This is a genomic window from Geminicoccus roseus DSM 18922 (genome assembly GCF_000427665.1).
Lineage (GTDB): Bacteria > Pseudomonadota > Alphaproteobacteria > Geminicoccales > Geminicoccaceae > Geminicoccus > Geminicoccus roseus.
Window position 1 is genome coordinate 1,847,942 of record NZ_KE386572.1, and the last position, 24,069, is coordinate 1,872,010.

Sequence of the window (24,069 nt, forward strand, 5' to 3'; positions counted from 1 at the left end):
TCAGATGCCCGCGGCCGGATCGCCCGCAGGGGTCTCGTGCCGGGGATGGCGGCGGGCGAAATCGTCGGCGATCGTCTCGAACGTCGTCCAGCGCACGCCGGGATGCTTGGAGATGTGCTGGAAGATCCGTTCCAGCATCAGCAGGACCTGCGGCTTGCCGGACACGTCCGGGTGGATGGTGATGGTGAACGCGGCATAGTCCATCTCGCGATAGACCCAGTCGAACTGATCCCGCCAGATCTCTTCGAGATGGCGCGGATTGACGAAGCCGTGGCTGTTCGGAGACGCCTTGATGAACATCATCGGCGGCAGGTCGTCGAGATACCAGGAAGCAGGTATCTCGATCAGGTCGGTGGTCCGCCCGCGCTGGAGCGGCTTCATCCAGGTCTCGGGCTTCTGCGAGTAGTCGATCTTGGTCCAGCTGTCGCCGACCCGGGCATAGTAGGGGGTAAAGTCGTCGTGCATCAGGCTGTGGTCGTACTTGATGCCCTTGCTCAGCAGCAACTCATTCGTCTTCGGCCCGAACTCCCACCACGGCGCCACATAGCCGACCGGCTTTCTCCCTGCGACCTTCTCGATCACTTCGATGCACTTGTCGAAAACCTCCTCTTCCTGGGCGGGTGTCAGGGCGATCGGATTTTCGTGACTGTAGCCATGCATGCCGATCTCGTGGCCGGCGCGGGCTACGGCTTCGATCTGGCTTGGGAAGGTTTCGATGGAATGGCCGGGCACGAACCACGTGGTGTCGATGCCAAAGCGCCTGAACAACTCGAGCAGGCGCGGCACGCCTACCTCGCCGCTGAACATGCCCCGGCTGATGTCGCAGGGGCTGTCCTCGCCGCCATAGGAGCCGAGCCAGCCGGCGACGGCATCCACATCCACGCCGAACGCGCAGAAAATTTCCTTGGCCATGACGGAACTCTCCCTCCACCAGCGCGCCGGACGTGCCTGGGCCGCGCTCACCTGCGGTCAGACTCATGCATCTGGGTCCAGCCCGCCGGAAAAGCGAGCGTCCGCGGGATCTGAACGGGCGACGGAGGCTCAGGCGGGCGATTGCGGGGACGACCTGGCGCGCTCCGACTGCACATGGGCGCGCAGTACCTTCAACATCCGCGTCTGGTAGCCGGGTCCGCCGGACTTGAACCATTCCAGCACATCGACATCGACGCGCAGTGAGATCGCCTGCTTTGGGATCTGTCTTCTTTCAGCTGGGGGCTTCTTCTTGTCCATTTAGGTTACGCCACACGACGATCGCGATATGGTGCTGTACATACAGGGCCTGTGATTCTTGTTTTGAAGTCAAGAACCGAGCGTCTGACAAAGCCAGTCCGAATGCAATATCGCTTTCACATATCCGTAAGCGAGATTTCCGCGCCGGACGCGATCCAATGTGATGGGTGGATGATGGCCGGTCCTGAGGCAGCGCGGGCCGCACCTATGCAATGATCGTGCTGGTGACGCAAAAGGCCGCCCGAGACATGCACGGGCGGCCTCCCTTTCATGACTGCATCAAACCCGGCCGCAGATCAGTTCTGCGCTGCCTCGAAGATGTCGTGGGTCCAGGCGCCGGTCGGCTCCTTGCTGATGACCGGATCTGAGCCGCCGGAGAGCAGCACCTTGACGGTCCGCTCATAGTCCGCCGGATCGAGATAACCGATTCCCTTTTCACCGCCCGAGCCGATCAGCTTGGCAATCTCGCGGACCATCCGCTGCTGGTGCGCCTCGGTCTGCGCGCCGGTGGCATCGTTCTCCAGCACGATCTCGGCCGCCTCGTCCGGGTTCGCCGCAGCATATTCCCAACCCTTGATCGACGCCTTGACGAACCGCGCGAGCTTGTCCGCCATCTCGGGGTCGGCGAGGTTCTCCTCGGTCGTGTACAGCCCGTCCTCAAGGGTCGCGACTCCCTGGTCCTCGTACTTGAAGACCGTCAGGTCCTCCTCCTTGATCCCGGCGTCGAGCACCTGACCGTACTCGTTGTAGGTCATGGTGGAGATGCAGTCGGCCTGTCGCTGCAGGAGCGGATCCACGTTGAAGCCCTGCTTCAGCACGGTGACGCCGTCCGGGCCACCCTCTGTCGGGATGCCGAGCGTGGCCATCCACGAGAGGAAGGGATACTCGTTGCCGTAGAACCAGACGCCCAGCGTCCGGCCGGGAAAGTCCGTCTTCGGGTCGACGATCCCGCTGTCCTTGCGGCAGGTCAGCATCATGCCGGACTTCTCGAACACCTGGGCGATGTTGACGAGCGGTACCCCCTTCTCCCGGGATGCCAGCGCTGCCGGCATCCACTCGACGATCACGTCGGCCCCGCCACCGGCGATGACCTGGGGAGGGGCGATGTCGGGCCCGCCCGGCTTGATCTCCACGTCGAGGTCCACCTCTTCGTAGAAGCCCTTGTCCTTGGCGACGTAGTATCCGGCGAACTGTCCCTGGGTGACCCATTTGAGCTGCAGGGTGAGTTGGTCGGCGGCCTCGGCTGCCGATGCCGCGGTGAGGCCGGTGACGGCCACCAATGCCAGTGCCAGATTCCTCATCAGCAAACCTTTCCCCACCTCGGCCGGTTCATCTGCGCCCGGGCCGTTTGCGCTCAACGCTGGCGACGATAGGAGGGATGCCAGAAGGTGACCATCCGCTCGATGGCTGCCAGCAGAGCATAGCTTAGCGAGCCCGCCAGGGCTGCTACCGCAATGGTTGCCCAGACCAGGTCCAGGTTCATGCGCCCGACTTCCGTGGAAATACGAAAGCCCATCCCGACGATCGGCGTGCCGAAGAACTCCGCGACCAATGCTCCGATCAGCGCCAGGGTCGCGTTGATCTTGAGGCCATTGAAAATGAACGGCATGGCCGCAGGCAGGCGCAGCGCCAGCAGGGTCTGCCAGTAGCTGGCTGCATAGGAATGCATCAGGTCCCGTTCGATGGCGCTGGTCTGGGTCAGGCCGGCGGTGGTGTTCACCAGCATCGGAAAGAAGGTCATGATCACCACGACCGCGGCCTTCGACTGCCAGTCGAACCCGAACCACATCACCATGATGGGGGCCACCCCGATGATCGGCAGTGCCGAGACCAGGTTGCCGATCGGAAGGAGGCCGCGCTGCAGGAACGGCGAACGGTCGATCAGCAGCGCCACAAGGAAGCCGGAGCCGCAGCCCATCACCCAGCCTGGTATGACTGCCCTGACGAAGGTCTGCACGAAGTCCGCGCGCAGCATGTCGAGGGAAGCCACGAACACGCTACCGATCGCCGAGGGCGCCGGGAGGAGCACCCTTGGCACCTGGAAGCCGATGACGGCCACTTCCCACAGGAACAGCAGCCAGGCGCCAAACATGATGGGCACCAGCCTCGACCATCCCGATATCGAGGCCAGTCGGTCCATCGCGAACCACGCGACCACCAGCAGCACGCAGATCACGAGCCAAAACGGCGCCCCGACAGGACCGGTGTGGACCTGGCCCAGCGCCCACCAGCAGCCGGCCAGCAGCAGCGCCGTGAGCAGGAGCCCGATGCCCAGCCGTCCGCTCATGGCTTGGTTCCCATTGCCCGCAGCGTGATCCGCTCCATCCAGGCGATCGCTGCGATCAGCAGGCCCGCCATCACCGAGCCCATGACGAGGGCTGCCCAGATCTGCACGGTCTGGCCATAATAGGAGCCGCTGAGCAGTCGGGCGCCAATGCCCGCCTGGGCTCCGGTCGGCATCTCGCCGACGATGGCGCCGACCAGGCTGATCGCGATCGCCACCTTCAGCGAAGCGAACAGGAAAGGCACGGAGGCTGGCCAGCGCAGCTTCCACAAGACCTGGCTCGGCCGGGCGCTCCAGGTATGCATCAGTTCCAGCGAAAGGACATCCGGGGAGCGCAGGCCCTTCACCATGCCGATCGTAACCGGAAAGAAGCACAGATACATCGAGATCAGCGCCTTGGGCACGAGGCCGGTAAGGCCAATCGAACCCAGCACCACCACGACCATCGGGGCGATTGCCAGGATCGGGATGGTCTGGCTGGCGATCACCCAGGGCATCAGCGAGGTGTCGAGCGTGCGCACGTGAACGATCCCGACCGCCAGGAGGATGCCCAGCAGGGTCCCGAGCACAAAGCCCAGCAGGGTTGCGGAAAGCGTGATCCAGGCATGATAAACCAGGGACCGTTTCGAGGTGGCCGCCGTCTGGAGCACCGTCTTGTTCAGCTCGGCCAGCACCTGGTGCGGGGCCGGCAGGACCGGGCGGTCCATGGCCCAGCTATCTTCGACCAGCTGCGTCCAGGTCCAAGGCTCGTCGCCATAACGGTCGACGACCTGCGGCGCATTGAGCCAGACCGCTCCCGCATACCAGATGGCCAGGATCGCAAGCGTCACCACCAGCACGGGAAGGGTGCGTCCGGTCCGGAGCCAGTTCGCCCCATGGGGGGCGCCAATGGCGGCAGCGGCCATGATATGAAGATCTCCCTCGATACGCAGGCGCAGGCCTTTGGCAGTGCCTGGCGCTTCTTGCGATCCCAAAGGGTAATAAACAGGGACGCCCACTGACAAGGACGCCGCTTCGGCTGCTGGTCGGGCCACCGCGTGACCGTTGATCACGCTTGCGCGCAAGGGCCTGGACGTCCAACAGCGTCCGGGCGATCACAGCGGCGCCATTTCGGAGTTGCCGGTAGGATGGGACGATGGAGCAGGCGGTTCGCCTCGATCAGCTGACACGACATTTCGGCCGCTTCACGGCGGTGGACCGCATCAGTTTCGGCGTCCGGCGCGGCGAAGTGGTCGGGTTCCTTGGGCCGAACGGTGCGGGGAAGTCGACCACGATGCGGATGCTGGCCGGTTTCCTGACGCCGTCCTCCGGCCATGCCTTGATCATGGGAGAGGATGTCGAGGCAAGGCCGATCGAGGCGCGTCGGGCGCTGGGTTATTTGCCGGAGGGTGCCCCACTCTACGGCGACATGACCCCTCTTGCCCTGTTCGAGTTCGTGGCAGCAATGCGCGGCATCACCGGACGCCTGCGCCGCCATGCCATCGCCACGGTCATCGACCGCACCGACCTCTCCGAGGTTGCCTACAAGCCGATCGAGACTCTTTCCAAGGGCTTCAAGCGGCGGGTCGGTCTCGCTGCCGCCATCCTGCACGACCCGCCGGTCCTGATCCTGGACGAGCCGACCGATGGCCTGGATCCCAACCAGAAGCACGAGGTGCGGGGCCTGATCGCCGCCATGGCTCCGGAGAAGGCCATCATCGTCTCCACCCACATCCTGGAGGAGGTGAGTGCCGTCTGCACCCGTGCCATCGTCATCGCCCGCGGCAGGGTCGTGGCGGATGCCACGCCCATGCAGCTCCAGGCCTACTCGGAATGGCACGACGCAGTGGCGCTGCGCCTGCTCCCCGAGCAGGTCGACGCGGCCGTGGCGGCCCTGGACGACCTGCCCGCCATCTACGAGATCCGCCGGATGAACCATGCCGCCGACGGTCACGACCTCCTGGTGGTGCCGGTCCAGGGAGAACGGATCGCTTCGGTGGTCGCCGACCGGCTGGTCGAGGCGGGTATCGAGATCCAGGACTTCCGCATCGAGACCGGACGGCTGGACGACGTGTTCCGCAAGCTCACGACCATGCAGCCCACGCACTGACGGAGCTCTTTCAGCGATGCGCCTACGTCAGACCGCGACCGTGTTCGCTCGCGAACTCGCGAGCTACTTCACGACTCCGGTGGCCTATGTCCTGATCATCATCTTCCTGGCCGCGACCAGCGCCTTCACCTTCTATGTTGGCGGGTTCTTCCAGCGGGGCCAGGCCGACCTCTCGTCCTTCTTCCTGTTCCATCCCTGGCTCTATTTGTTCCTGGTGCCGGCGGTGGCGATGCGGCTCTGGTCGGAGGAGCGTCGCTCAGGGACCATCGAACTGCTCAGCACCCTGCCGGTCGGCAGCTTTCCGCTCGTCCTGGGCAAGTTCCTGGCGGCCTGGGTGTTCTGCGGCATCGCCCTCCTCCTGACCTTCCCGATCTGGATCACCGTCAACTGGCTCGGCGATCCGGACAACGGGGTGATCGTCATGGGCTACCTGGGCAGCTGGCTGGTCGCCGGCTGCTTTCTTTCGCTCGGCTCATGCATGTCGGCGGTGAGCAAGAACCAGGTGGTGGCGTTCGTGCTCGGTGCCGCCTTGTGCTTCCTGTTCCTGATGAGCGGCGTGGAGATGGTGCTGGCGGCATTTCGGGCCTGGGCGCCGGACTTCCTGGTCGACCTGGTCGCGTCCTTCAGCCTGATCACCCACTTCATGGCGCTGAGCAAAGGCTCGCTGCCACTCACCAGCGCCGTGTTCCTGCTCACCCTGATCGGCACCGCGCTGTTCGTGAACAAACTCCTGGTCGATCTCAAGAAGGCGGGCTGACATCATGCATCTCGACCGCCGCACGCTGTCCATCCTGGGCATCCCCCTGGCCCTGATCGCGTTCCTCGCCTTCAACGTGTTCTCCGGCATCGCCTTGCGCGGCCCGAAGCTCGATCTCACCGAGAACCGGCAGTTCACCCTGTCGGACGGCACCCGCGCCATGCTGGAGGAGATCCAGGAGCCGGTGCGCTTGCGCTTCTATGTCTCTTCGCTCCTGCGCGAGACCAACCCGTTCTTGTGGACCTATGCGCAGCAGGCGCGTGACACGCTGCAGTCGTTTGCGGAGGCAGCGGGCGGCAAGATCGAACTCCAGGTCATCGACCCGCAGCCATTCTCCCAGGAGGAGGACCGGGCTGTCGGCTTTGGACTGCAGCCGATCCCGGGCCCGGAGCAGACCACGGCCTTCCTGGGCGTCGCCGGCTCCAACACTACCGACGACACCGACGTCATCGCGATGCTGAGCCCGGACCGGGAGCGGTTCCTCGAGTATGACCTGACCCGGCTGGTCTACAACCTCTCCCGGCCGGACAAGCCGGTGCTCGGCATCATCACCGGTCTGCCGCTGGAAGGCAGCATGCAGAACGGCCAGCTGCCCTGGCAGATCCTCACCCAGCTCCGCCAGTTCTACGACGTGCGGATGCTGACCGGGGAGGAATACGTCATCGACCCGGCGATCCAGGTGCTGATGCTGGTGCAGCCGGACGACCTGCCCGAGCAGAACCTCTACGCCATCGACCAGTTCGTGATGCGCGGCGGCCGGGTCCTGGCCTTTGTCGACCCCTATTCGGAAGCGGCCCAGGCTGCCGTCCAGGTCGCGGGCGATTTTGCCGCCCAGGTCGATGGCCTGCTGGCGGCCTGGGGCGTGGAACTAGTGCCCGACCAGATCGCCGCCGACCCCGATGCGGCCCGGCAGGTCTCGATCCCTCAGGAAGGCGGACGCCAGCAGGTGCTGCCCTATCTGCCCTGGCTGTCGCTCAGCCAGCAGAACGTCACCGGCGACGATCCGGCGGTCGCCAACCTGGACGTCATCAACATGATGACGCCGGGCGTGCTGCGCCCGCTCGACGGTGCGTCCACCAGCTTCGAGCCGCTGGTGCAGACCGGCCCCGAGGCGGGCCTGCTCGAAGCGGGCCCGATCCGCGCCTATCCGGATCCGATCGAGGTGCTGCGCAGTTTCCAGCCGGGCAATGAACCCCTGACTCTCGTGGCTAGGGTGACGGGCCCCACCGAGAGCGCCTACCCGGCGGCACCCGCCAGCGACGATCCGGCGGCGCCCGACCCGGCGGCACATCTGACCGAAACGAAGCAGCCGGTGAACATCGTGCTGGTCGCCGATTCCGATCTCCTGGAGGATCAATCCTGGCTGGCGCAGTCACCGGGCATGGGTCAGGCCGGTCTGACGCCGGTCGCCTCCAATGCCGACCTTGTCCTGAACCTCCTGGACACGCTGGCCGGCTCCGAAGTGCTTCTGTCCTTGCGCGGGCGCGACATCACCCTGCGTCCCTTCACCCGGATCGACGAACTGCAGCGCGATGCCGAGGCGATCTACCGGGTGAAGGAGGACGAGCTGACCGCCAACCTGGAAGAGGTGCAGGCCAAGCTCCAGGATCTTGGCGGTCTGGGGCAGGACCAGGACGGCCTGGTGCTTTCGGAGGCGCAGCGGATCGAGGTGCAGGGCTTCCGGGCACGCATGCTGGAACTGCGCGCTGAACTACGCGCCGTGCAGCTGGCCCTGCGCCAGGAGATCGAGCGCCTGGAGGATCGCCTTACCTTGATCAACATCCTGGCCGTGCCGCTCGCGGTGGCGCTGGTCGCGATCCTGGTGGCGCTGGTCCGGCGCAGCCGGACGCGCAAGCACTTCAGACCGGCCAGCGGCTGAGGAGGCCAGAGCATGCAGCCCCGCAATTTCCTGATGTTGGCCGGCATTGCCGGCGTTTCGGTGATCCTGGCCACGGCGGCCCTGGTGATGCAGGACCGGCCGCTGGTTTCCACCAGCCTGGACCAGCCGCTGGCTCCGACCCTGGCTCCCCGGATCAACGACGTGGTGCGGATTGATGTCAGCGGTCCGGACGGTGCCGCGAGCCTGGAGCGGAAGGAGGATGCAGGGTGGGTCGTGGCGCAGAAGAACGGCTTTGCTGCCGATGAACAGGCGATCGTCGGCCTCCTGCGCAAGCTCGGCACCCTGCGGATCGTCGAGGCGAAGACCGCCTTGCCCGAAAGGCTGCCGAGGCTGGAACTGGGCGATCCGGCCGCTCCCGACAGCCGGTCCCGGCGGATCCTGCTCCAGGACGCGGCGGGCGAGGTCGTTGCCGACCTGGTGGTCGGCAAGCGTGCGTTCGGCGTGTTCGGGCCCGGCCGGACCGGCACCTATGTGCGTCTGGCCGACGACAACCAAGCCTGGCTCACCGATGCCGAGATCACCCTGCCCACCTCGGCGGCGGAATGGATCTCCAGCGAAGTGATCGACATCGCGCCTGAGCGGGTAAAGCTCGTGTCGCTGGAGCCGCAGGACGGGGTGCTGGTCACCACCAGCCGGGCAGGGCCCGAGGCGACCCAGTTCGATCTGGCAGGGGTTCCGGCCAAGGAGGCGGCGGATCAGGCCAAGCTGGAGGAACTTTCGCAGGTCCTCTCACAACTCACCCTTCTCGACGTTCGTCCCGCCCAGGAGGTGGCGTTTCCCGACGTGCCGGAACGGGTGCGGGTGGAAACCTTCGATGGGCTGACGGTGGTGCTGACCTGGATCAGCCTGCCCGATGCGAGCTGGCTGCGGGTCGGATCGGTCACCGCCGACAGCACGGCGTCCGCGGAGGTGAAGGAGGAAGCGGCGCGCCTTGCCGCTCGGACCGATGGCTGGGTGTTCCATGTTGGCGGCTACGTCACCGAGCAGCTTGGCCAGACACTCGACGACCTTCTGGTGAAGCCGGAAGAGAGCTGAGGCGAGATCGGCAGGATCCAGCCCCTGCCGGATCCTGCCGCGGTAGAAACAACCATGCGAGCGCCGCCCATTGCGGCTCGCCCTTGCTCCTGATGCTGGTGGTCAGGCCGCCACCGTGCTGTCCACCTCGGGCGGCAGGTCGTCGTGGAAATGGCGGCCTGCTGTCGTCGCCGCAATCGCGCCCTTGCGGATCACGAAGTCGCCGAAACGCTCGCCATCGCTCCGCTCGGCTGCATAGGCCCGCAGCAGCGGCGAGAGTTCGGCGATGATCCGGTCGTGCTGGACGTCGCGCCGGTAGAGCTTGTTCAGCCGGGTGCCATCGAAGGCGCCGCCCAGGTACAGGTTGTAGGTGCCGGGGCCGCGGCCGACCAGGCCGATCTCGGCAAGGTAGGGGCGCGCGCAGCCGTTCGGGCAGCCGGTCATCCGGATGGTGATCGAATCCTGTTCGAGGCCAGCTTCGCGCACTGTCTCGTCCAGCGCAGTCACCAGGTCCGGCAGGTAGCGCTCCGCCTCGGCCAGCGACAGGCCGCATGTCGGCAGCGCCACGCAGGCCATGGCCGAGCGGCGCAGCGCCGTTTCCTGGCCGACCAGGCCGTACTCGGTCAGCATCTGCTCGATCAGCAGCCGCTTTTCCGGCGCGATCTTGGCGATGACTAGGTTCTGGTTCGCGGTGAGCCGGAACTCGCCGTCATGAACCTTGGCGATTTCGCGCAGCGCGGTGAGCAGCTTCTTCTCGTCGGTGTCCTTGATCCGGCCGTTCTCGACGAACAGGGTGAAGTGCCATGAGCCGGCATGGTCCTGCACCCAGCCATAGCGGTCGCCGTTGTCGTCGAACTTGAACGGCTTGGGGGCGCCCAGCTTGAAGCCGCAGCGCTTCTCGACCTCGGCGCGGAACGTGTCCAGCCCGTGCCGCTCGATCGTGTATTTCAGCCGGGCGTTCTTGCGGTCCGAACGGTTGCCCCAGTCGCGCTGCACCGTCACCACGTGCTCGGCCACGGTCAGTGCCTGCTCGGTGGTGCAGAAGCCCATGACGTCGGCGGTACGCGGGAAGGTGGCGGTCTCGCCGTGGGTCATGCCCATGCCGCCGCCGACCGTGACGTTCCAGCCGGTGATCCTGCCCTTCTTGTCCAGGATGGCGATGAAGCCCAGGTCCTGGGCGAAGATGTCCACGTCGTTGTCCGGCGGGACCGCCACCACCGCCTTGAACTTTCGCGGCAGGTAGGTCTTGCCGTAGATCGGCTCCTCCTCTGCCTCGCCGCCGGCGACCTTCTCGCCGTCCAGCCAGATCTCGTGCCAGGCGCGGGTCCTGGGCAGCAGGTGCTCGCTGATCTGCCGGGCGAGCTCGTAGGCTTCCTCGTGCGTCCTGGAGACATGCGGATTGGAGCTGGCCAGGACGTTGCGATTGACATCCCCGCAGGCCGCGATCGTGTCCACCAGCGCGTTGTTCAGCGCCTGCATGGTGCGCTTGAGGTTGGTCTTGATGACCCCGTGGAACTGGAAGGTCTGCCGTGTGGTCAGCCGCAGCGAGTGGTTGGCGTAGGTAGTCGCGATCTCGTCCATCGCCAGCCACTGTGCCGGCGTGCACACCCCCGCCGGCAGCCGGACGCGGATCATGAAGCTGTAGGCCGGCTCCAGGAACTTCTTGCGCCGCTCCGGGCGCAGGTCGCGGTCGTCCTGCTGGTAGAAGCCGTGGAACTTGGTGAGCTGGGTGTCGTCCTCGGGCAGCTGGCCTGTAATGTTGTCGGTCAGCCCCTCCGCGATCGTCCCGCGCAGGCCCCGGCTCTTTTCCTTGATGGTCTCGTTCTTCGAGAGCGTGCTCATGGATCGGCTTCTTCTAGTAGACGTCGCGCTGGATGCGGCCGGACTTGGTGGCGTCGAGCAGCCAGGCCTTGGCCTTGTCGTCGGACAGGCCGCCTTCCTCGATCGCGATGCGGTTCAGGGTCTGGTCGACGTCCTTCGCCATCTGGTTGGCGTCGCCGCACACGTAGAAATGGGCGCCGTCCTGCAGCCAGGCCCACAGGTCCTTGCGCTGCTGCCACATGCGGTCCTGGACGTAGATCTTCTCCGGCTGGTCGCGCGAGAAGGCCAGGTCGATGCGGTTGAGCACGCCGTCCTCCTTCATGCCCTGCAGCTCGGTCTGGTAGTAGAAGTCGTGGGTGAAGTTGCGTTCGCCGAAGAACAGCCAGTTCTCGCCGGGCGCCCCGGTCTCGGCGCGGTGCTGCAGGAAGGCGCGGAACGGCGCCACCCCGGTGCCGGGGCCGATCATGATCACCCTGGCCGACGGGTCGGCCGGCAGCCGGAAATGCCGGTTGGGCTTCAGGAACACCCCGACCTTCTGGTTTTTGCCGATCCGGTCGGCCAAGAAGGTCGAGGCGACGCCGGCGCGCTGGTAGCCATGGCTCTGCCAGCGGACCACCGACACCAGCAGGTGCGCCGCTTCCGGATGCGCCGACGGGGCGCTGGCGATGGAATAGGAGCGGGCGGGCAAGGGCCGCAGCAGCTTGAGCAGCTCTTCCTTGCCGATGGGGGCGCCAAAGGTCTCGAACAGGTCGATCAGCTGCCGGTCGACCACGAAGCCGCGCCAGCCGTCGCCCTGCAGCATCTCGGCGAGCTGGGCGTGGGGGTGCAGCCGGTTCCAGGCTTCGAGCGTGGTCCTGGACAGCGTGGTCACGTCCTTGCCGCGCACGATTTCGCGCGCCAGCGCCTCGTCGCCACCCAGGCCCAGCCGCTCCAGGATCCGCTCGACCAGGGCAGGGTCGTTCTCCGGCACCACCGCGAGGCTGTCGCCGGGCTCGTAGGTGATCGCCGAGTCGGTCAGGTCCAGCTCGACATGGATTGTCTCGCGCGAGGAGCGCGACGAGGTGATCGTGACCCGCTCGGCGAGCGGGGCGAAGAACGGGTGCCTGGCGCTCCATTCCTGCTCGTCGGAGCGGGCGAAGCGATCCAGATGGATGATCTCGGCGCTCGGCTCGTCGACCTGGGTAGGGGTGAATGTCTTGATCACCTCGGCCGACCAGGAAGCGGCCGGGCCTTCGAAGTCCACGTCGCAGTCCGCCCGGTCCAGCACCCGGACCGCACCCAGCTCGGCCAGCCGCTCGTCCAGCCTGCGCCCGAACGCGCAGAACTCGGTATAGGCGGTGTCGCCCAGGGCCAGCACGGCGAAGCGGGTCTTTTCCAGCCTCGGCGCTCCCTCGGCGAAGAACGCCTCGGCGAACGGCACGGCACGCGCCGGCGGATCGCCCTCGCCCCAGGTCGACGCGATCACGACAAGGTTCTCGACGTCAGCCAGCGCCGCCGGCTCGATCTCGCCCATGTCGAGGATCTTGGGTGCGAAGCCCTGCTTGGCGGACGTCTTCGCGAACTTCTGGGCGAATGCCTCCGTGTTGCCGCCTTCGGTAGCATAGAGGATCGTCAGCGGAACCTTGCGCTTGGTTCCGGCAGCGGGGACCCCCTGTGCTGCAGCGGGTGCAGTGCCGGTCGCCGCGGCATAACCGGCCAGGAAGCCAGCAAGCCAGGTACGCTGTTCCGGGCTGCTCTCGGCAAGTCCGGCGTTAAGCGCCTGGATCGCCGTGTCGGAGAACGGTGCCGTCGAGGGCAGGAGCGGCAGGGCGCGGGACGGGCTGGCCATGGTCCGGATCTCAGTGCGCGGGGTTGGCGAGGAGCGGCGCGGGTTCGCCATGATGGGAATGTTGAGAGCGATCGATGGGCTCGAGCCAGCCCTTGTGGTCGATCACGGCATCGGTGAGCGTGGCCAGTTCCTCCAGGCGGCGGGGCCTTCGGCGCCAGGCGGCCCGCTTGCGCGCGATGGTCTCCAGCCGTGCCGCCCATTCGTCGGTGAGCTGTCGCTCCAGCCAGCTGCGCAGCCGCATCGCCAGGCCGGGGCTCTTGCCACCGGTGGAAATCGCCACCAGCAGATCGCCACGGCGGACCAAAGCAGGGGTGTGAAAGTCGCAGTAGGGCATGTGGTCCTCGATGTTGACCAGCAGGCCGACGGCACGGGCGTCCCGGGCGATCGGCTCGGCAATCGTCGGATCCAGTCCGGTAATCCAGATGATCCGGAACTGCGCTAGTTCCTCCGCCTCCGGCATCCGGGCGATCTGAACAACGCCCTCCAAGCCGGGGTCCTCGGCGAACACGGTGAGATGCGCGGCACCACCCTGGCGCAGCCAGTCGATGCGACGCCGCATGCTTTCACCTGCCCCTATCAAGGCGATCGGGACGAGACGGGGGTCAATGGCGATCGGAATCATGGCGGGGCCTTGGGACGAACGACCGGACCGTGGAATACGGATTCGTCTCCGTAAAATCGAGAATATTATCATTCTACATGGTGTAAGGAATTCTATAATACATAAATTTTGATGTTTATTGCCGTTGTTCCTGCGTGCCGCTATCGTTGGACGGCCAAGCAAGAAGCGTCACCGACGGGAGGCAGGAGACATGGCAGGGGAATTGCTGCTCGCTATCGACCAGGGCACCACCTCGACCCGAGCCATCCTGTTCGACCGCTTTGGCCGGGCTACTGCCAGCGCGCAGCGGGAGCTCACCCAGCACTTCCCGTTCGACGGCCGGGTCGAGCACGACGCCACGGAGATCTGGCAGGACACGCTCGATGTGTGCCGCGAGGTGCTGGCCAAGGCCAACAGCCGACCGATCGTGGCGATCGGCATCACCAACCAACGTGAGACCACCGTACTGTGGGAGCGCGCCACCGGGCGGCCGATCTACCGTGCCATCGTCTGGCAGGACCGCCGGACCGCCCAGATCTGCCGCGAGCTGGAAGCCGAGGGGCTGGGGGAACTCGTCCGCGAGCGCACGGGGCTCGTGATCGACTCCTATTTTTCAGGGACCAAGCTTGCCTGGCTGCTCGAGCATGTACCGGGCGCCAGGGGGATGGCCGAGCGGGGGGAACTCGCCTTCGGGACGGTCGACAGCTGGCTGCTCTGGAACCTGACCGACGGCAGGGTCCATGCCACCGATGCGACCAACGCCGCCCGGACCATGCTGTTCGACATCCGGCACCAGCGATGGGACGATGACCTGCTGCAGCGCCTAGGCATTCCGCGGGCATTGCTGCCGGAGGTGCGGGACAGCGCCGGGGATTTCGGCGAGACGAGCCCCGCCATGTTCGGCCAAGCCATTCCGATCCGCGGCATCGCCGGCGACCAGCATGCCGCCACCTTCGGCCAGGCCTGCTTCGAGCCCGGCATGATGAAGAGCACCTACGGCACCGGCTGCTTCGCCGTGCTCAACACCGGCAAGGAGATGGTGGCCTCGCGCAACCGGATGCTGACCACGCTGTGCTGGCGCCTGAACGGAGAGGTGACCTACGCCTTGGAGGGCGCGATTTTCGTGGCCGGCGCTGCCATCCAATGGGTGCGCGACGGACTGGGCGTCATCAAGAGCGCGGCAGAGACCGATGCCATGGCGCGCTCTCTGGACAATAATGCCGGAGTCTACCTGGTCCCGGCTTTCACCGGCCTTGGCGCTCCCTATTGGGATCCCGACGCCAGGGGCGCCATCTTCGGCCTGACCCGGGACACCAGCCACCGCCACATCGTCCGCGCCAGCCTGGAAGCCGTTGGCTACCAGACCGCCGACCTCCTGGCCGCGATGAAGGATGATGTCGAGGCCAGCGGCGGTGCCGGTCTGCCGGCTTCGGTGCGGGTCGATGGCGGGATGGTCGCCAACGACTGGGTCTGCCAGTGGCTGGCGGACATCTGTGCCATCCCGGTCGAGCGTCCCGAAGTGATCGAGACCACCGCCTTGGGCGCAGCCTATCTGGCTGGCCTGGGCATCGGGCTCTACGGTGACCTGGAGGAAATCGGCCGATCCTGGAGCCGAGAACAACAGTTCTCGCCGTCCATGGCGACGAGCGAAAGAACTAGGCTCGTCGCGGGCTGGAGAGATGCGGTCAGCCGGGTCCGCAGCAACAGGAATTGAAAGCTAAGGGTGAAGGCGTGCCGTGGAGTGCCAACATCCAGCAACTTGGCCTCAGTTTCTCTGCTGGTCCGGCTTCACTTCGTGCACGTGCACGTCGTGGCCGGCATGCTTGGTCAGCAGCGCCACCGCAGCCTGCTCCTTCGCGGCGTCGGGCGTGCGCACCCACAAGAGGACCCGGCCCTTCTGCAACTGTTCGTCCAGATGCTCGGCATAACGGGCATCCATCAGCCCGGCCAGCGTGGTGCTGAGCAGCGTTCCCCCCGCGACGGCACCCACGACCAGCGCGGCTAGGGGCCCCGTGGTCGCCACCACCACGCCGGCGCCCAGAAGGATCGGCATGACCGAGTAGGCATTCACCAAGGTGCGCTCGTGCGCGGCAAGGTCGGAGGCAGGGATCACCTGCTCGCGCGGTGCAGAAGGGTCGTCCTCGGCCTGCTCGACTTCCGCATAGCTGTGCCCAAGCTTCTCCTGGATGGCTTCTTCGCCCGCCAGAATGCTCAGATCCTCTTCCGCGAAGCCGCTTTCCCGCAGTTCGGCGACCGCCGCTTCCAGCGATACCGCGTCGTCGAATACCGCCACTGCCTCGCGCATCGATTCGTGCTCCAACTTGAACCTGCCGGCGCCCTGGGGCGAGCGCCGCTTTCGCGCTCATCTATAGCAGGCCTGGGTCCAGGCTAGTGCCCTTTGATCCTGAACCATCCCGGCCGCACAGGTCCGCCGGATTGACGAGGACCAACAGTCTTCATACTGTCTGATGGCATGACAGGTGCCAGACGGCCATCCCGCCTCGGGGTCGGGCAGCTACAACAGAGCACCGTCCAGAATCAGGGAAGGTCGAACGTCATGAAACTGGCGCGTCGTGAGTTTACCATTGGCAGCCTGCTGGCGGCCGGCACTGCCGGCCTGCCGATCATGGTCAAGGCCCAGGAAGGCAAGACCGTGGCCCTCCTGTTCGACAGCCTGGTCTCTCCCTTCTGGGTGTCTGGCCTGGAGATCATGAAGGAGAAGGGCAAGGCCAACGGATGGGAGCTGCTGGAGAACATCTCGAACTTCGACGACAACAAGCAGTTCGAGCAGGTCAAGGCGATGATCGCCCGTAAGGTGGACGGGATCCTGATCATCCAGACCGACAGCAAGGCGGTGATTCCTGCGATCCGGGCGGCCAACGAAGCCAACATCCCGATGGTCCACTTCAACCGCCCGCCGGCCGAATCCGATGCCTACTCGGTGGCGATCCAGGCCGACAACCGCCAGATCACCCGCGACACCGTGCAGTTCATGGTGGACGAGGCCAAGCGCAAGGGCGGCCAGTACAAGGCCTGCATCCTGATCGGCGATCTTGGCGACGTGAACGCCATCCAGCGTCGCGACGGCTTCTTCGACATCGTCGACCAGCACCAGGACATGATCGAGGTGGTGGCGCGCGTCGCCACCGAATGGAACGCCGACAAGGCCTTCGCCGGGCTGATGAACGCGCTCCAGGCCAACCCGGACATCAACTTCCTGTTCACCTCGTCGGACTTCATGCACCCGCAGATCCAGCAGGTGCTTGAGACCTTCGACATGTGGAAGAAGCGCGACGAGGAAGGCCATGTCATCTTCGGCGGATTCGATGGCGACGACGGGGCCTACCAGCGCATCCTGGACGGTTACCTGGACGCCTGCGGTGTGCAGAACCTGTTCCTGGAGGTCGACATGGCGTTCCAGGCCTTCAAGGACATGTGGGCCGGCCAGAAGCCCGAGAAGCTCCTGCTCGACCCGGGCTTCGTGATCACCCAGGACAACATGGAGCAGGTCCGCGACGAGATGTGGGGCTACATCGTCTGGGAGAAGAACGGCGGCAAGCCCTCTTCCGGCTGACCTTCATCGTCTCCATGGCGGACGGGCGGCGGCTGCCGCTCGTCCTTTGCTTTCCATTTTCTCTGGACCCGTGTGACCCTTCGGAGCCTGCATGACCCCGGCGCAGACGACGACGCTTGACCGCCCAGCACCGGCAGCCGGTTTGCCGCTTTGGCGTCGCTTGCTGCTGTCCGAGTATCTCGTGCTGCTCCTGACGGTCACCTATGTGCTTGGCATGGCCATCGCCGTGCCGGAAATCCTGGCGCCTGAAACCTGGCGCGATGTCCTGGCCGGAATGATCCCGCTCCTGATCGTCGCCGTGGGCCAGATGTTCGTGCTGGTGGTGGCCGGTATCGACTTGTCCGCCACGTCGGTGCTCGCCTTCTCGAGCGTGCTGGGCGCGGCCGTGATCACCATGGATGGCGGGCCGCTGGTCGGTGCACCGGTCTTCGTGGTGGTGACGCTGGGCATTCTCGCGTTCGCCGGGGTGGGCGGTGCGGTCGGCGCCTTCAACGGCCTGTGCACCACCCGTTTCAACATGCCCCCCTTCATCGTGACCCTCACCACGATGATGTTCTTTTCAGGGGCCGCCATCTGGGTGACCACCCTGCTCACCGACGATGGCAGCTCGATCGGCTCCTTGCCGCGCGCCTTCGTGTTCCTGGGACAGGGGCGGCTGTTCGAGTTGCCGTTCTCGCTGCTGATCGCGATCCTCGTCTGCGTCATCGCGCATGTCGCCCTCAGCCACTCCTTGTTCGGGCGCTGGCTGTTCGCGATCGGCATCAACCCGCATGCCGCCCTCGTCTCGGGCGTGCCGGTGCGCAAGGCAATGTTCTGGGCCTACGTGATCTCCGGCGTCTGCGCCGGCCTGGCGGCGGTCGTCTACACCGCGCGATTGGAGACCGGCACGCCGGTGCTGGGCCAGCGCATCCTTCTGGATGTGGTCGGTGCTGCCGTGATCGGCGGCGTTTCCCTGTTCGGCGGCAAGGCAAAGGTTCTTTGGGTGGTGTTCGGCGCTCTGTTCCTGACCACGGTGGACAAGGGCCTGCAGCTCCTGGGCCTGTCGCTGGCCGGCGTGTTCGCGATCAAGGGCGGGGTGATCCTACTCGCCGCCATCGTCGATGCGCAGCGCCAGCGTCTGCGGGGGCGCAGCTGATGTTCCAGAAGCAGGCTGCCGCCCCGGTCCAGGCGGCGCTCCTTTCCATTGATGGCCTGTGCAAGAGCTTCTTTGGCGTTCAGGTCCTGCACGACGTGAGCTTCGAGCTTGGCCGTGGACGCGTGCTCGGCCTGATCGGCGAGAACGGGTCGGGCAAGTCCACCACGATGAACATCCTGGGCGGCATCCATCAGCCGGACCGGGGCAGGATGACCATTGACGGGCAGCCCTATCGCCCCAAGGGCCCACGGGACGCCGAGGCCGCCGGCATCGCGTTCATCCACCAGGAACTGAACCTCTTCAAGAACCTGACGATCGAGGAGAACCTGTTCATCAACGGGTTCCCGAAGCTGATCCCGGGCCTGCCCTTCATCGACCGGCGCAAGATCCGCGCCCGCGCAAGGGAACTGCTGGAGGCGATCGACCTGGACCTGGATCCAGCTCGTCCGGTCAGCCGGCTGTCGCAGGGCGAGCGCCAGCTGGTCGAGATCGCAAAGGCCTTGGGCTCCGACGCCCGGATCGTGATCTTCGACGAACCGACGACCTCGCTCACCGCACGCGAGACCGAGCGGCTGTTCGCGCAGATCCAGCGCCTGAAGGCCAAGGGCATCTCGGTCATCTATATCAGCCACATCCTGTCGGACGTGATGCGGCTGACCGACGACATCGTGGTGCTGCGCGACGGCCAGATGGTCGCCCGCGCCCAGACCCGCCAGATGAGCGTCGACAAGCTGATCACCGCCATGGTCGGCCGCACCATCGACCAGATCTACCCACCGAGGGACACCCGGCCGGAAGAGGGGCAGCCGGTACTGGAAGTGGAGAAACTGACCCAGCCGGGAATGATCAGGGACGTCAGCTTCAAGGTCCGTCGTGGGGAGGTGCTCGGCATCTCCGGCCTGATGGGCTCCGGCCGCTCCGAGATGGCCCGCATCCTGTTCGGCCTGGACCCCTATGCCTCCGGCCGGATCGTCATTGACGGCCAGCCCCTGGAGCGGCCGACTCCGGAAGCGGCCATGGCCCGCGGCATCGCCTTCCTGACCGAGGATCGCCGCGCCGAAGGGCTGATGATGGACGGTGCCATTGCCGACAACATCGCCCTGCCTTCCCTGCCGAACTTCAGCGGCGGCTTCGGGCGTCTCATCCAGCGCACCCGCCTGGGCGATGCCGTGGAGCGGACCGGGCGCGACGTGCAGGTCAACGCCAAGGACTTCGTCCAGACCCTGGTCAAGAACCTGTCGGGGGGCAATCAGCAGAAGGTCGTGATCGGCAAGTGGCTGCTGCGCAGCCCGCGCCTGTTCATCCTGGACGAGCCGACCCGCGGCATCGATGTCGGCGCCAAGTACGAGGTCTACAAGATCATCAACCGGCTCGCGGCGGAGGGGACCGGCGTGCTGGTGATCAGCTCGGAGATCGAGGAACTGATCGGCATGTGCGACCGGATCCTGGTGATGAGCCATGGCGAAATCCGCGGCAGCTTCGAGCGCGCCCAGTTCAACCGCGAAAAGATCATGCGCAGCGCCATGTGGGACGGTCTGAAGAGGAAGGCCAAATGAGCGCCGTCGACAGCCGCCGCCTCCGCCTGCTCCTTCTGCAGAATGCGCCGCTGATCCTGTTCCTGGTGCTGGTGGCGGTGTTCGGCTCGATGTCCGACCGCTTCCTCAGCCCGACCAACTTCATGAACATCGTCACCCAGGCCGCCCATATCGCGATCATCGCGATCGGGATGACCTTCGTGCTGCTCGTGGCGGGCATCGACCTGTCGGTCGGGGCCAACATGTATGCGAGCTGCATCGTGGTGGCCCTCTACATGAAGGGCTGGAACCCGGTCTTCGGCTTCACGGTCGCGGCCGTGCTGGGGCTGGCGTTCGGCGCGGTCAACGCTTTCGTCATCACCCGTTTGCGGGTTCCAGCCTTCATCGCCACCCTGGCGACCTTGTTCGTCGGCCGCGCCATCGGGCTCTATCTGTCCGGCGTGAAGATGATCCCGTTCGGCAAGGAGATCCTGCTGCTCGGCCGCACCACCTGGCTGGGCCTGCCGGTACCGATCTGGATCTTCCTGGTGGTGTTCCTGGTCGCCCTGGTGACGCTGAGACTGACCACGTTCGGGCGGCAGGTCTATGCCGTCGGCGCCGATCCGGAGGCGGCCGGGAAAGCCGGGATCGACGTGCGGAAGATCCTGTTCGCGGTCTACTGCATCGCTGGAGCGTGCGCCGCGATCGGTGGCCTGGTCTCCGCCAGCCAGGTCGCGGCCGCATCATCTACCTTCGGGTTCCAGAAGGAATTCCCCGTCATCGCCGCAGCCGTGCTGGGGGGCACGTCGCTGTTCGGCGGGCGTGGCGGGGTGATCGGGACTGTCTTCGGCGCGATCCTGATCCAGACCGTGGAGAACGGTTTGGTGATGATCAACGCCGATCCCTATGTCTACCCGCTCGTGGTGAGCGCCATCATCTTCCTGGCGGTGCTGGTCGACAGCCTGCGCACGGACATGCTGGAGCGCCTGGAGCGGCGCAAGATCAGGGTCGAGGCAGCCTGAGGGATGCCGCGCCCTGTCGGGGGGCATGGCGCGGCTTATCCACCGGGGCAACTCTACGTCTTATCTGGACGAGCGCGAGGCAGGCTGCTGGGATAGCCGCCTGTCTTGCGAGGCAGTTTGTCCTGGATGGCTTGGAAGTCATTTCCTGTACCGAGCGCGTTGGCTCGCTGGACGATGTAGATTATAGCTTGAATGGCTGCAGCCGTTCCGCTGATCCATCTCCAGATAGCTTTGGTTTGTCGAACTTGCGATGATGGAAGGTGGTGCCATCGCGTCCCGTTGGCGTCTGGCGGTCGCAGCCATATCAGGGAGGAAAACATGCTCAGATCATGGCGGCGGACGCTCACCGTCTGCGCGGCGGCCTGGATGGCGCTTGGGGGTGATCCCGCCCACGCCGACAACCAGACGCCGACCACCTCACCGATCACGGTCGGCAGCAAGGATCTGCCGTTCGACATCGAATTGAAGCGCATCGACACCGATGGAAGGCTGCCCACTCTGCAGGGGTCGTTCGTCGGCACCTATGCCAGCATGTGGGTCCTGATCGGCGGCCGCACGAGTGGCCTGCACGACTTCACCGACGACCCGCTCAAGAACTTCCCGCCCCGCGCGCAGAGCCGGCGGATCTGGGTGGTCGACACCAACACCTGGAAGACCTGGTCGCGCTCGCTTTACAACTCAGGCCTGGGCCTGGACCAGCATGATCATCTGGCATCGTTCGCCGGCCACTCGATCCAGCGCGGGAAGACCCTCTACCTGATCGGCGGCTACGGCTATTCGCGCAAGCGCAAGCAGTTCGAAACCTTCCCGACGATGACCGCGATGGAACTGCCGGCAATCATTCGCTGGGTGCAGTCGCCCTCCACATCGCCGAAGCTGCCGCAACTCCTCCGCCATCTGCAGGACGAGACGCTGCGCGTCACCGGCGGCCAGATGACGTTCCTCCGCAACCGCGCGATCCTGGCGTTCGGCCACGACTTCGCCGGCGGCTATGGCGATCCGAGCGCCGTGCAGACCTATACCGGCCAGGTGCGCAGCTTCGACATTGTGGACGACGGCCGCCGCCTGGCGATCGCCAACGTCACCAAGGTGCCGCAGACGCCCGACTACACCAACTTCCGCCGGCGCGACTATTCGCTCGGGGCGTTCATGGAGGGCGGGCAGGAGAAGGCCGTCGCGTTCGCCGGCGTGTTCACTGAAACCGACGGCGCCTTCACCGTCCCAGTCGAGATCGATGCCAGCGGGGTGCCCTCGCAGGCAGACCCGGCTGCCAAGGATACCTTCAAGCAGGGCATGAACATTTACGACACGGCCCGGCTGGGCATCTACGACACGGCGACCAAGGCGACCCACAACGTGCTCTTCGGCGGGATCTCCTACGAGACCTACGATGAAGCTACGGGCAAGTTCGTGGCTGACACGAACTTCCCGTTCACCAACCAGGTGACCAACGTCGTGCGGGACCGTCACGGCGACTACCGTCAGTATCTGTTGCCGACGACCTTCCCCACCGTCTCGGGGCCTGATGTCGACAGCTATCTGTTCGGTGCCGAGGCGAAGGTCTTCCTGAAGCCGGGGCTGCCGACCAAGGGCAGCGAGCTGGTCGACCTGCAGGCGGTGCGAAAGATGCCGGGAAAGGCGAATGTGGTCGGCTGGATCTATGGCGGGATCGCCGCCACCCAGCCGAACTTCGGGCCAAGCACCGCATCGAACGAATTGTTCGAAATCGTGCTCGAGGAGAAGTAGGAGGGCCGCCGGATCCGGTCCGGTAGGCTCGCCTGCATGTCGCTCCCAGATCAGGGGGGCGGCATGCAGGGGAGGAGGTGTCGCACGTCCCTCTCCATCCTCCGGGAGGATCATTCTCCTGCCGGCAGCCCGTACCAAGAAGGTCAGTCGGGTCTGCAGAGCCTGGAGGCGCTCCCGCCGCGACTGGGATGGCAGCCAGGCTGCCTGCCAATCGAGCCGGAGCAGGAAGCGCAGGCTGGATCGTCTGTCCGCCTCGATCTTTTTGGACCGTAAACGACATCGCGGTCGTGCAGCAATTGCCTCAATTGTTGTTGCCGCGGAAGCTTCCGTTCATATTGTTGCCATTGCCGCTGCTATTGTTGTTGTTGCCATTGCCGCTGCTATTGTTGTTGTTGCCATTGTTGTTGCCAACATTGTTATTGCCGTTGTTGTTTCCTCTGTTGTTATTTCCGTTCATATTGCCTATATTGTTGTTTCCATTGCCGGAGCCGGCGTTCTTGTTGCCATTCCCGAACCCGTTATTGTTTTTTCCGTTGTTGTAGCCGTGGTTGCGCCTGTCATATCGCTGATGCGGCTTGCCGAAGCCATACTTCTCCCGCAGGTCCTTGAGCGTCGGCCGATGGGCCGACAGGTGATCGCGGTAAGGCATATGCTGGCCATAGGAGCGATACGTCTGGACCGTGTCGTGCCGGGAAGACCCGGCTTCCACGACGCTTCCGGCCGTCATCATCGCGCAGGCCGCAGCGGCGACCATCATGATTCTCACGAGCCCGATCCTCCAACAGATCAGAGAGAACGACACTCCCCGCAGCTCGCGCCACGGGGAGTGCCGTCGTCAGCTACTCACGACAAGAGGCTGAAGATCAACGGTTGTCGTTACCGTTGAAGTTGCCGTTGTTGCTGCCGTAGTTGCGGTTGCCGTTGTCGTTGCCGTTGTCGTTGCTACGGCTGTACCACTTGCCGTTTCCGTTGCCGTTCACGTTGCCGTTGCTGTTGCCGTAGTTGTAGTTGCCGTTGCCGCTACCGTTGTAGCTGCCATAGTTGTAGTTGCCGTTCTCGTTGCCGTTATAGCTGCCGTAGTTGTTGTTGCCGTTGTAGTTGCCATTGCCGTTGCCGACATTGCCATTGCCATTGCCGTTGCCATTGCCGCTACCGCCGGCCAGCGCCGTGGCGGACAGCAGACCGAGAACCGCGGCCGAGCACAGAATCGTCTTCACGAGCTTCATAAATAATACTCCCTTATGCCGCCGACGCCGTTGGTCAGTTTAATTCTGGGGCGCCGAAGGTGATACTCGTATAACATGCAAACTTAAGGGGCTTCTACAAATAATTGCATCAGAATGCACTTTTTTTTATTCAAAAAAAAACTATAAGAATATTTATTCTCAGCTACAAAAATAGCTGAGTCATAGAAATATACATCTTGTTCGGATGTTACTACCGCATCATGGCGGCAGGATGTTCCTGTATGGCCCCGAAGCGTATCCCATCGAGTGTCCATATCCTGTTTTGGGAGGACGAAACATCGATGACATGTTCCGATCCCGTGGATGC

Annotated in this window: 21 protein-coding genes; 10 read left to right on the plus strand and 11 right to left on the minus strand. The window is 64.9% G+C overall.

Translation table 11 applies throughout. The features are described 5' to 3' along the window. The 5 genes from GEMRO_RS0109825 to GEMRO_RS0109840 all read right to left on the minus strand — a co-directional run bounded on the left by GEMRO_RS0109825 (position 1) and on the right by GEMRO_RS0109840 (position 4,419). Complete coding sequence (locus tag GEMRO_RS0109825; protein WP_027133839.1) at positions 1-912, minus strand: polysaccharide deacetylase family protein; 912 nt, start codon at positions 910-912, stop codon at positions 1-3. 129 nt (positions 913-1,041) lie between these two features. Then, positions 1,042-1,230: a BrnA antitoxin family protein gene (locus GEMRO_RS33415; RefSeq protein WP_084506780.1), complete on the minus strand. Its 189-nt coding sequence runs from the start codon at positions 1,228-1,230 to the stop codon at positions 1,042-1,044. Positions 1,231-1,526: 296 nt separating this feature from the next. Continuing rightward, a complete protein-coding gene (locus GEMRO_RS0109830; protein ID WP_407645425.1) occupies positions 1,527-2,534 on the minus strand; it encodes an ABC transporter substrate-binding protein in 1,008 nt (335 codons plus the stop codon). Between the two features lie 50 nt (positions 2,535-2,584). Beyond that, entirely contained in the window at positions 2,585-3,517 is a 933-nt protein-coding gene (locus tag GEMRO_RS28815) for an ABC transporter permease (RefSeq protein ID WP_035485065.1), read from the minus strand. Further along, on the minus strand, positions 3,514-4,419 hold the full coding sequence (locus GEMRO_RS0109840) for an ABC transporter permease (RefSeq protein WP_027133841.1): 906 nt from the start codon (positions 4,417-4,419) through the stop codon (positions 3,514-3,516). The genes GEMRO_RS28815 and GEMRO_RS0109840 overlap by 4 nt, the downstream gene beginning before the upstream one ends. 230 nt (positions 4,420-4,649) lie before the next feature. Between GEMRO_RS0109840 and GEMRO_RS0109845 the strand changes: the two genes are divergently transcribed. The 4 genes from GEMRO_RS0109845 to GEMRO_RS32570 are packed head-to-tail and all read left to right on the plus strand — an operon-like array spanning position 4,650 to position 9,295. Then, positions 4,650-5,603 carry an ABC transporter ATP-binding protein gene (locus GEMRO_RS0109845; RefSeq protein ID WP_027133842.1) on the plus strand — a complete coding sequence of 318 codons (954 nt, stop codon included), beginning with the start codon at positions 4,650-4,652 and terminating at the stop codon, positions 5,601-5,603. Between the two features lie 16 nt (positions 5,604-5,619). Beyond that, the gene (locus GEMRO_RS0109850) at positions 5,620-6,360 is read left to right on the plus strand and encodes an ABC transporter permease (protein WP_027133843.1); all 741 of its coding nucleotides are present in this window, start codon (positions 5,620-5,622) and stop codon (positions 6,358-6,360) included. Positions 6,361-6,364: 4 nt separating this feature from the next. Beyond that, the gene (locus GEMRO_RS0109855; RefSeq protein ID WP_035485067.1) at positions 6,365-8,239 is read left to right on the plus strand and encodes a GldG family protein; all 1,875 of its coding nucleotides are present in this window, start codon (positions 6,365-6,367) and stop codon (positions 8,237-8,239) included. 12 nt (positions 8,240-8,251) lie between these two features. Next, positions 8,252-9,295, plus strand: coding sequence for a DUF4340 domain-containing protein (locus GEMRO_RS32570; RefSeq protein WP_027133845.1), 1,044 nt, complete (start codon positions 8,252-8,254; stop codon positions 9,293-9,295). 102 nt (positions 9,296-9,397) lie between these two features. Here GEMRO_RS32570 and GEMRO_RS28825 read toward each other — a convergent pair whose 3' ends face one another. From GEMRO_RS28825 to GEMRO_RS28830, 3 genes are read right to left on the minus strand one after another with little or no spacing between them, the layout of a single operon-like run. Then, entirely contained in the window at positions 9,398-11,116 is a 1,719-nt protein-coding gene (locus GEMRO_RS28825) for an NADPH-dependent assimilatory sulfite reductase hemoprotein subunit (protein ID WP_051328904.1), read from the minus strand. A 13-nt stretch (positions 11,117-11,129) separates the two neighbouring features. Further along, positions 11,130-12,923, minus strand: a complete 1,794-nt coding sequence (locus GEMRO_RS0109870; RefSeq protein ID WP_027133846.1) for a diflavin oxidoreductase — start codon at positions 12,921-12,923, stop codon at positions 11,130-11,132. Positions 12,924-12,933: 10 nt separating this feature from the next. Then, positions 12,934-13,545 carry a precorrin-2 dehydrogenase/sirohydrochlorin ferrochelatase family protein gene (locus tag GEMRO_RS28830; protein WP_169728354.1) on the minus strand — a complete coding sequence of 204 codons (612 nt, stop codon included), beginning with the start codon at positions 13,543-13,545 and terminating at the stop codon, positions 12,934-12,936. Between the two features lie 190 nt (positions 13,546-13,735). On the opposite strand from GEMRO_RS28830, the gene glpK reads away from it, so the two are divergent. Beyond that, positions 13,736-15,238 carry a glycerol kinase GlpK gene (glpK, locus tag GEMRO_RS0109880; protein ID WP_027133847.1) on the plus strand — a complete coding sequence of 501 codons (1,503 nt, stop codon included), beginning with the start codon at positions 13,736-13,738 and terminating at the stop codon, positions 15,236-15,238. A gap of 51 nt (positions 15,239-15,289) precedes the next feature. Here the strand turns inward: glpK and GEMRO_RS0109885 are convergent, their stop codons facing one another. Beyond that, positions 15,290-15,829, minus strand: a complete 540-nt coding sequence (locus tag GEMRO_RS0109885; protein WP_035485071.1) for a hypothetical protein — start codon at positions 15,827-15,829, stop codon at positions 15,290-15,292. A 252-nt stretch (positions 15,830-16,081) separates the two neighbouring features. On the opposite strand from GEMRO_RS0109885, the gene GEMRO_RS0109890 reads away from it, so the two are divergent. From GEMRO_RS0109890 to GEMRO_RS0109910, 5 genes are all read left to right on the plus strand, one after another. After that, entirely contained in the window at positions 16,082-17,098 is a 1,017-nt protein-coding gene (locus GEMRO_RS0109890) for a sugar ABC transporter substrate-binding protein (protein ID WP_027133849.1), read from the plus strand. A gap of 160 nt (positions 17,099-17,258) precedes the next feature. Further along, positions 17,259-18,233, plus strand: a complete 975-nt coding sequence (locus GEMRO_RS0109895) for an ABC transporter permease (RefSeq protein ID WP_027133850.1) — start codon at positions 17,259-17,261, stop codon at positions 18,231-18,233. Next, positions 18,233-19,789 (plus strand): sugar ABC transporter ATP-binding protein, encoded by a 1,557-nt coding sequence (locus tag GEMRO_RS0109900; protein WP_035485074.1) that lies wholly within the window; start codon positions 18,233-18,235, stop codon positions 19,787-19,789. The genes GEMRO_RS0109895 and GEMRO_RS0109900 overlap by 1 nt, the downstream gene beginning before the upstream one ends. Further along, positions 19,786-20,769, plus strand: a complete 984-nt coding sequence (locus GEMRO_RS28835; RefSeq protein WP_051328906.1) for an ABC transporter permease — start codon at positions 19,786-19,788, stop codon at positions 20,767-20,769. The genes GEMRO_RS0109900 and GEMRO_RS28835 overlap by 4 nt, the downstream gene beginning before the upstream one ends. A 318-nt stretch (positions 20,770-21,087) precedes the next feature. Next, on the plus strand, positions 21,088-22,515 hold the full coding sequence (locus tag GEMRO_RS0109910; protein WP_027133852.1) for a hypothetical protein: 1,428 nt from the start codon (positions 21,088-21,090) through the stop codon (positions 22,513-22,515). A gap of 301 nt (positions 22,516-22,816) precedes the next feature. Here GEMRO_RS0109910 and GEMRO_RS32575 read toward each other — a convergent pair whose 3' ends face one another. Continuing rightward, positions 22,817-23,281 (minus strand): hypothetical protein, encoded by a 465-nt coding sequence (locus GEMRO_RS32575; RefSeq protein ID WP_157505532.1) that lies wholly within the window; start codon positions 23,279-23,281, stop codon positions 22,817-22,819. A gap of 97 nt (positions 23,282-23,378) precedes the next feature. Continuing rightward, positions 23,379-23,741, minus strand: coding sequence for a hypothetical protein (locus GEMRO_RS28845; RefSeq protein ID WP_027133854.1), 363 nt, complete (start codon positions 23,739-23,741; stop codon positions 23,379-23,381). Between the last annotated feature and the right edge of the window lie 328 nt (positions 23,742-24,069).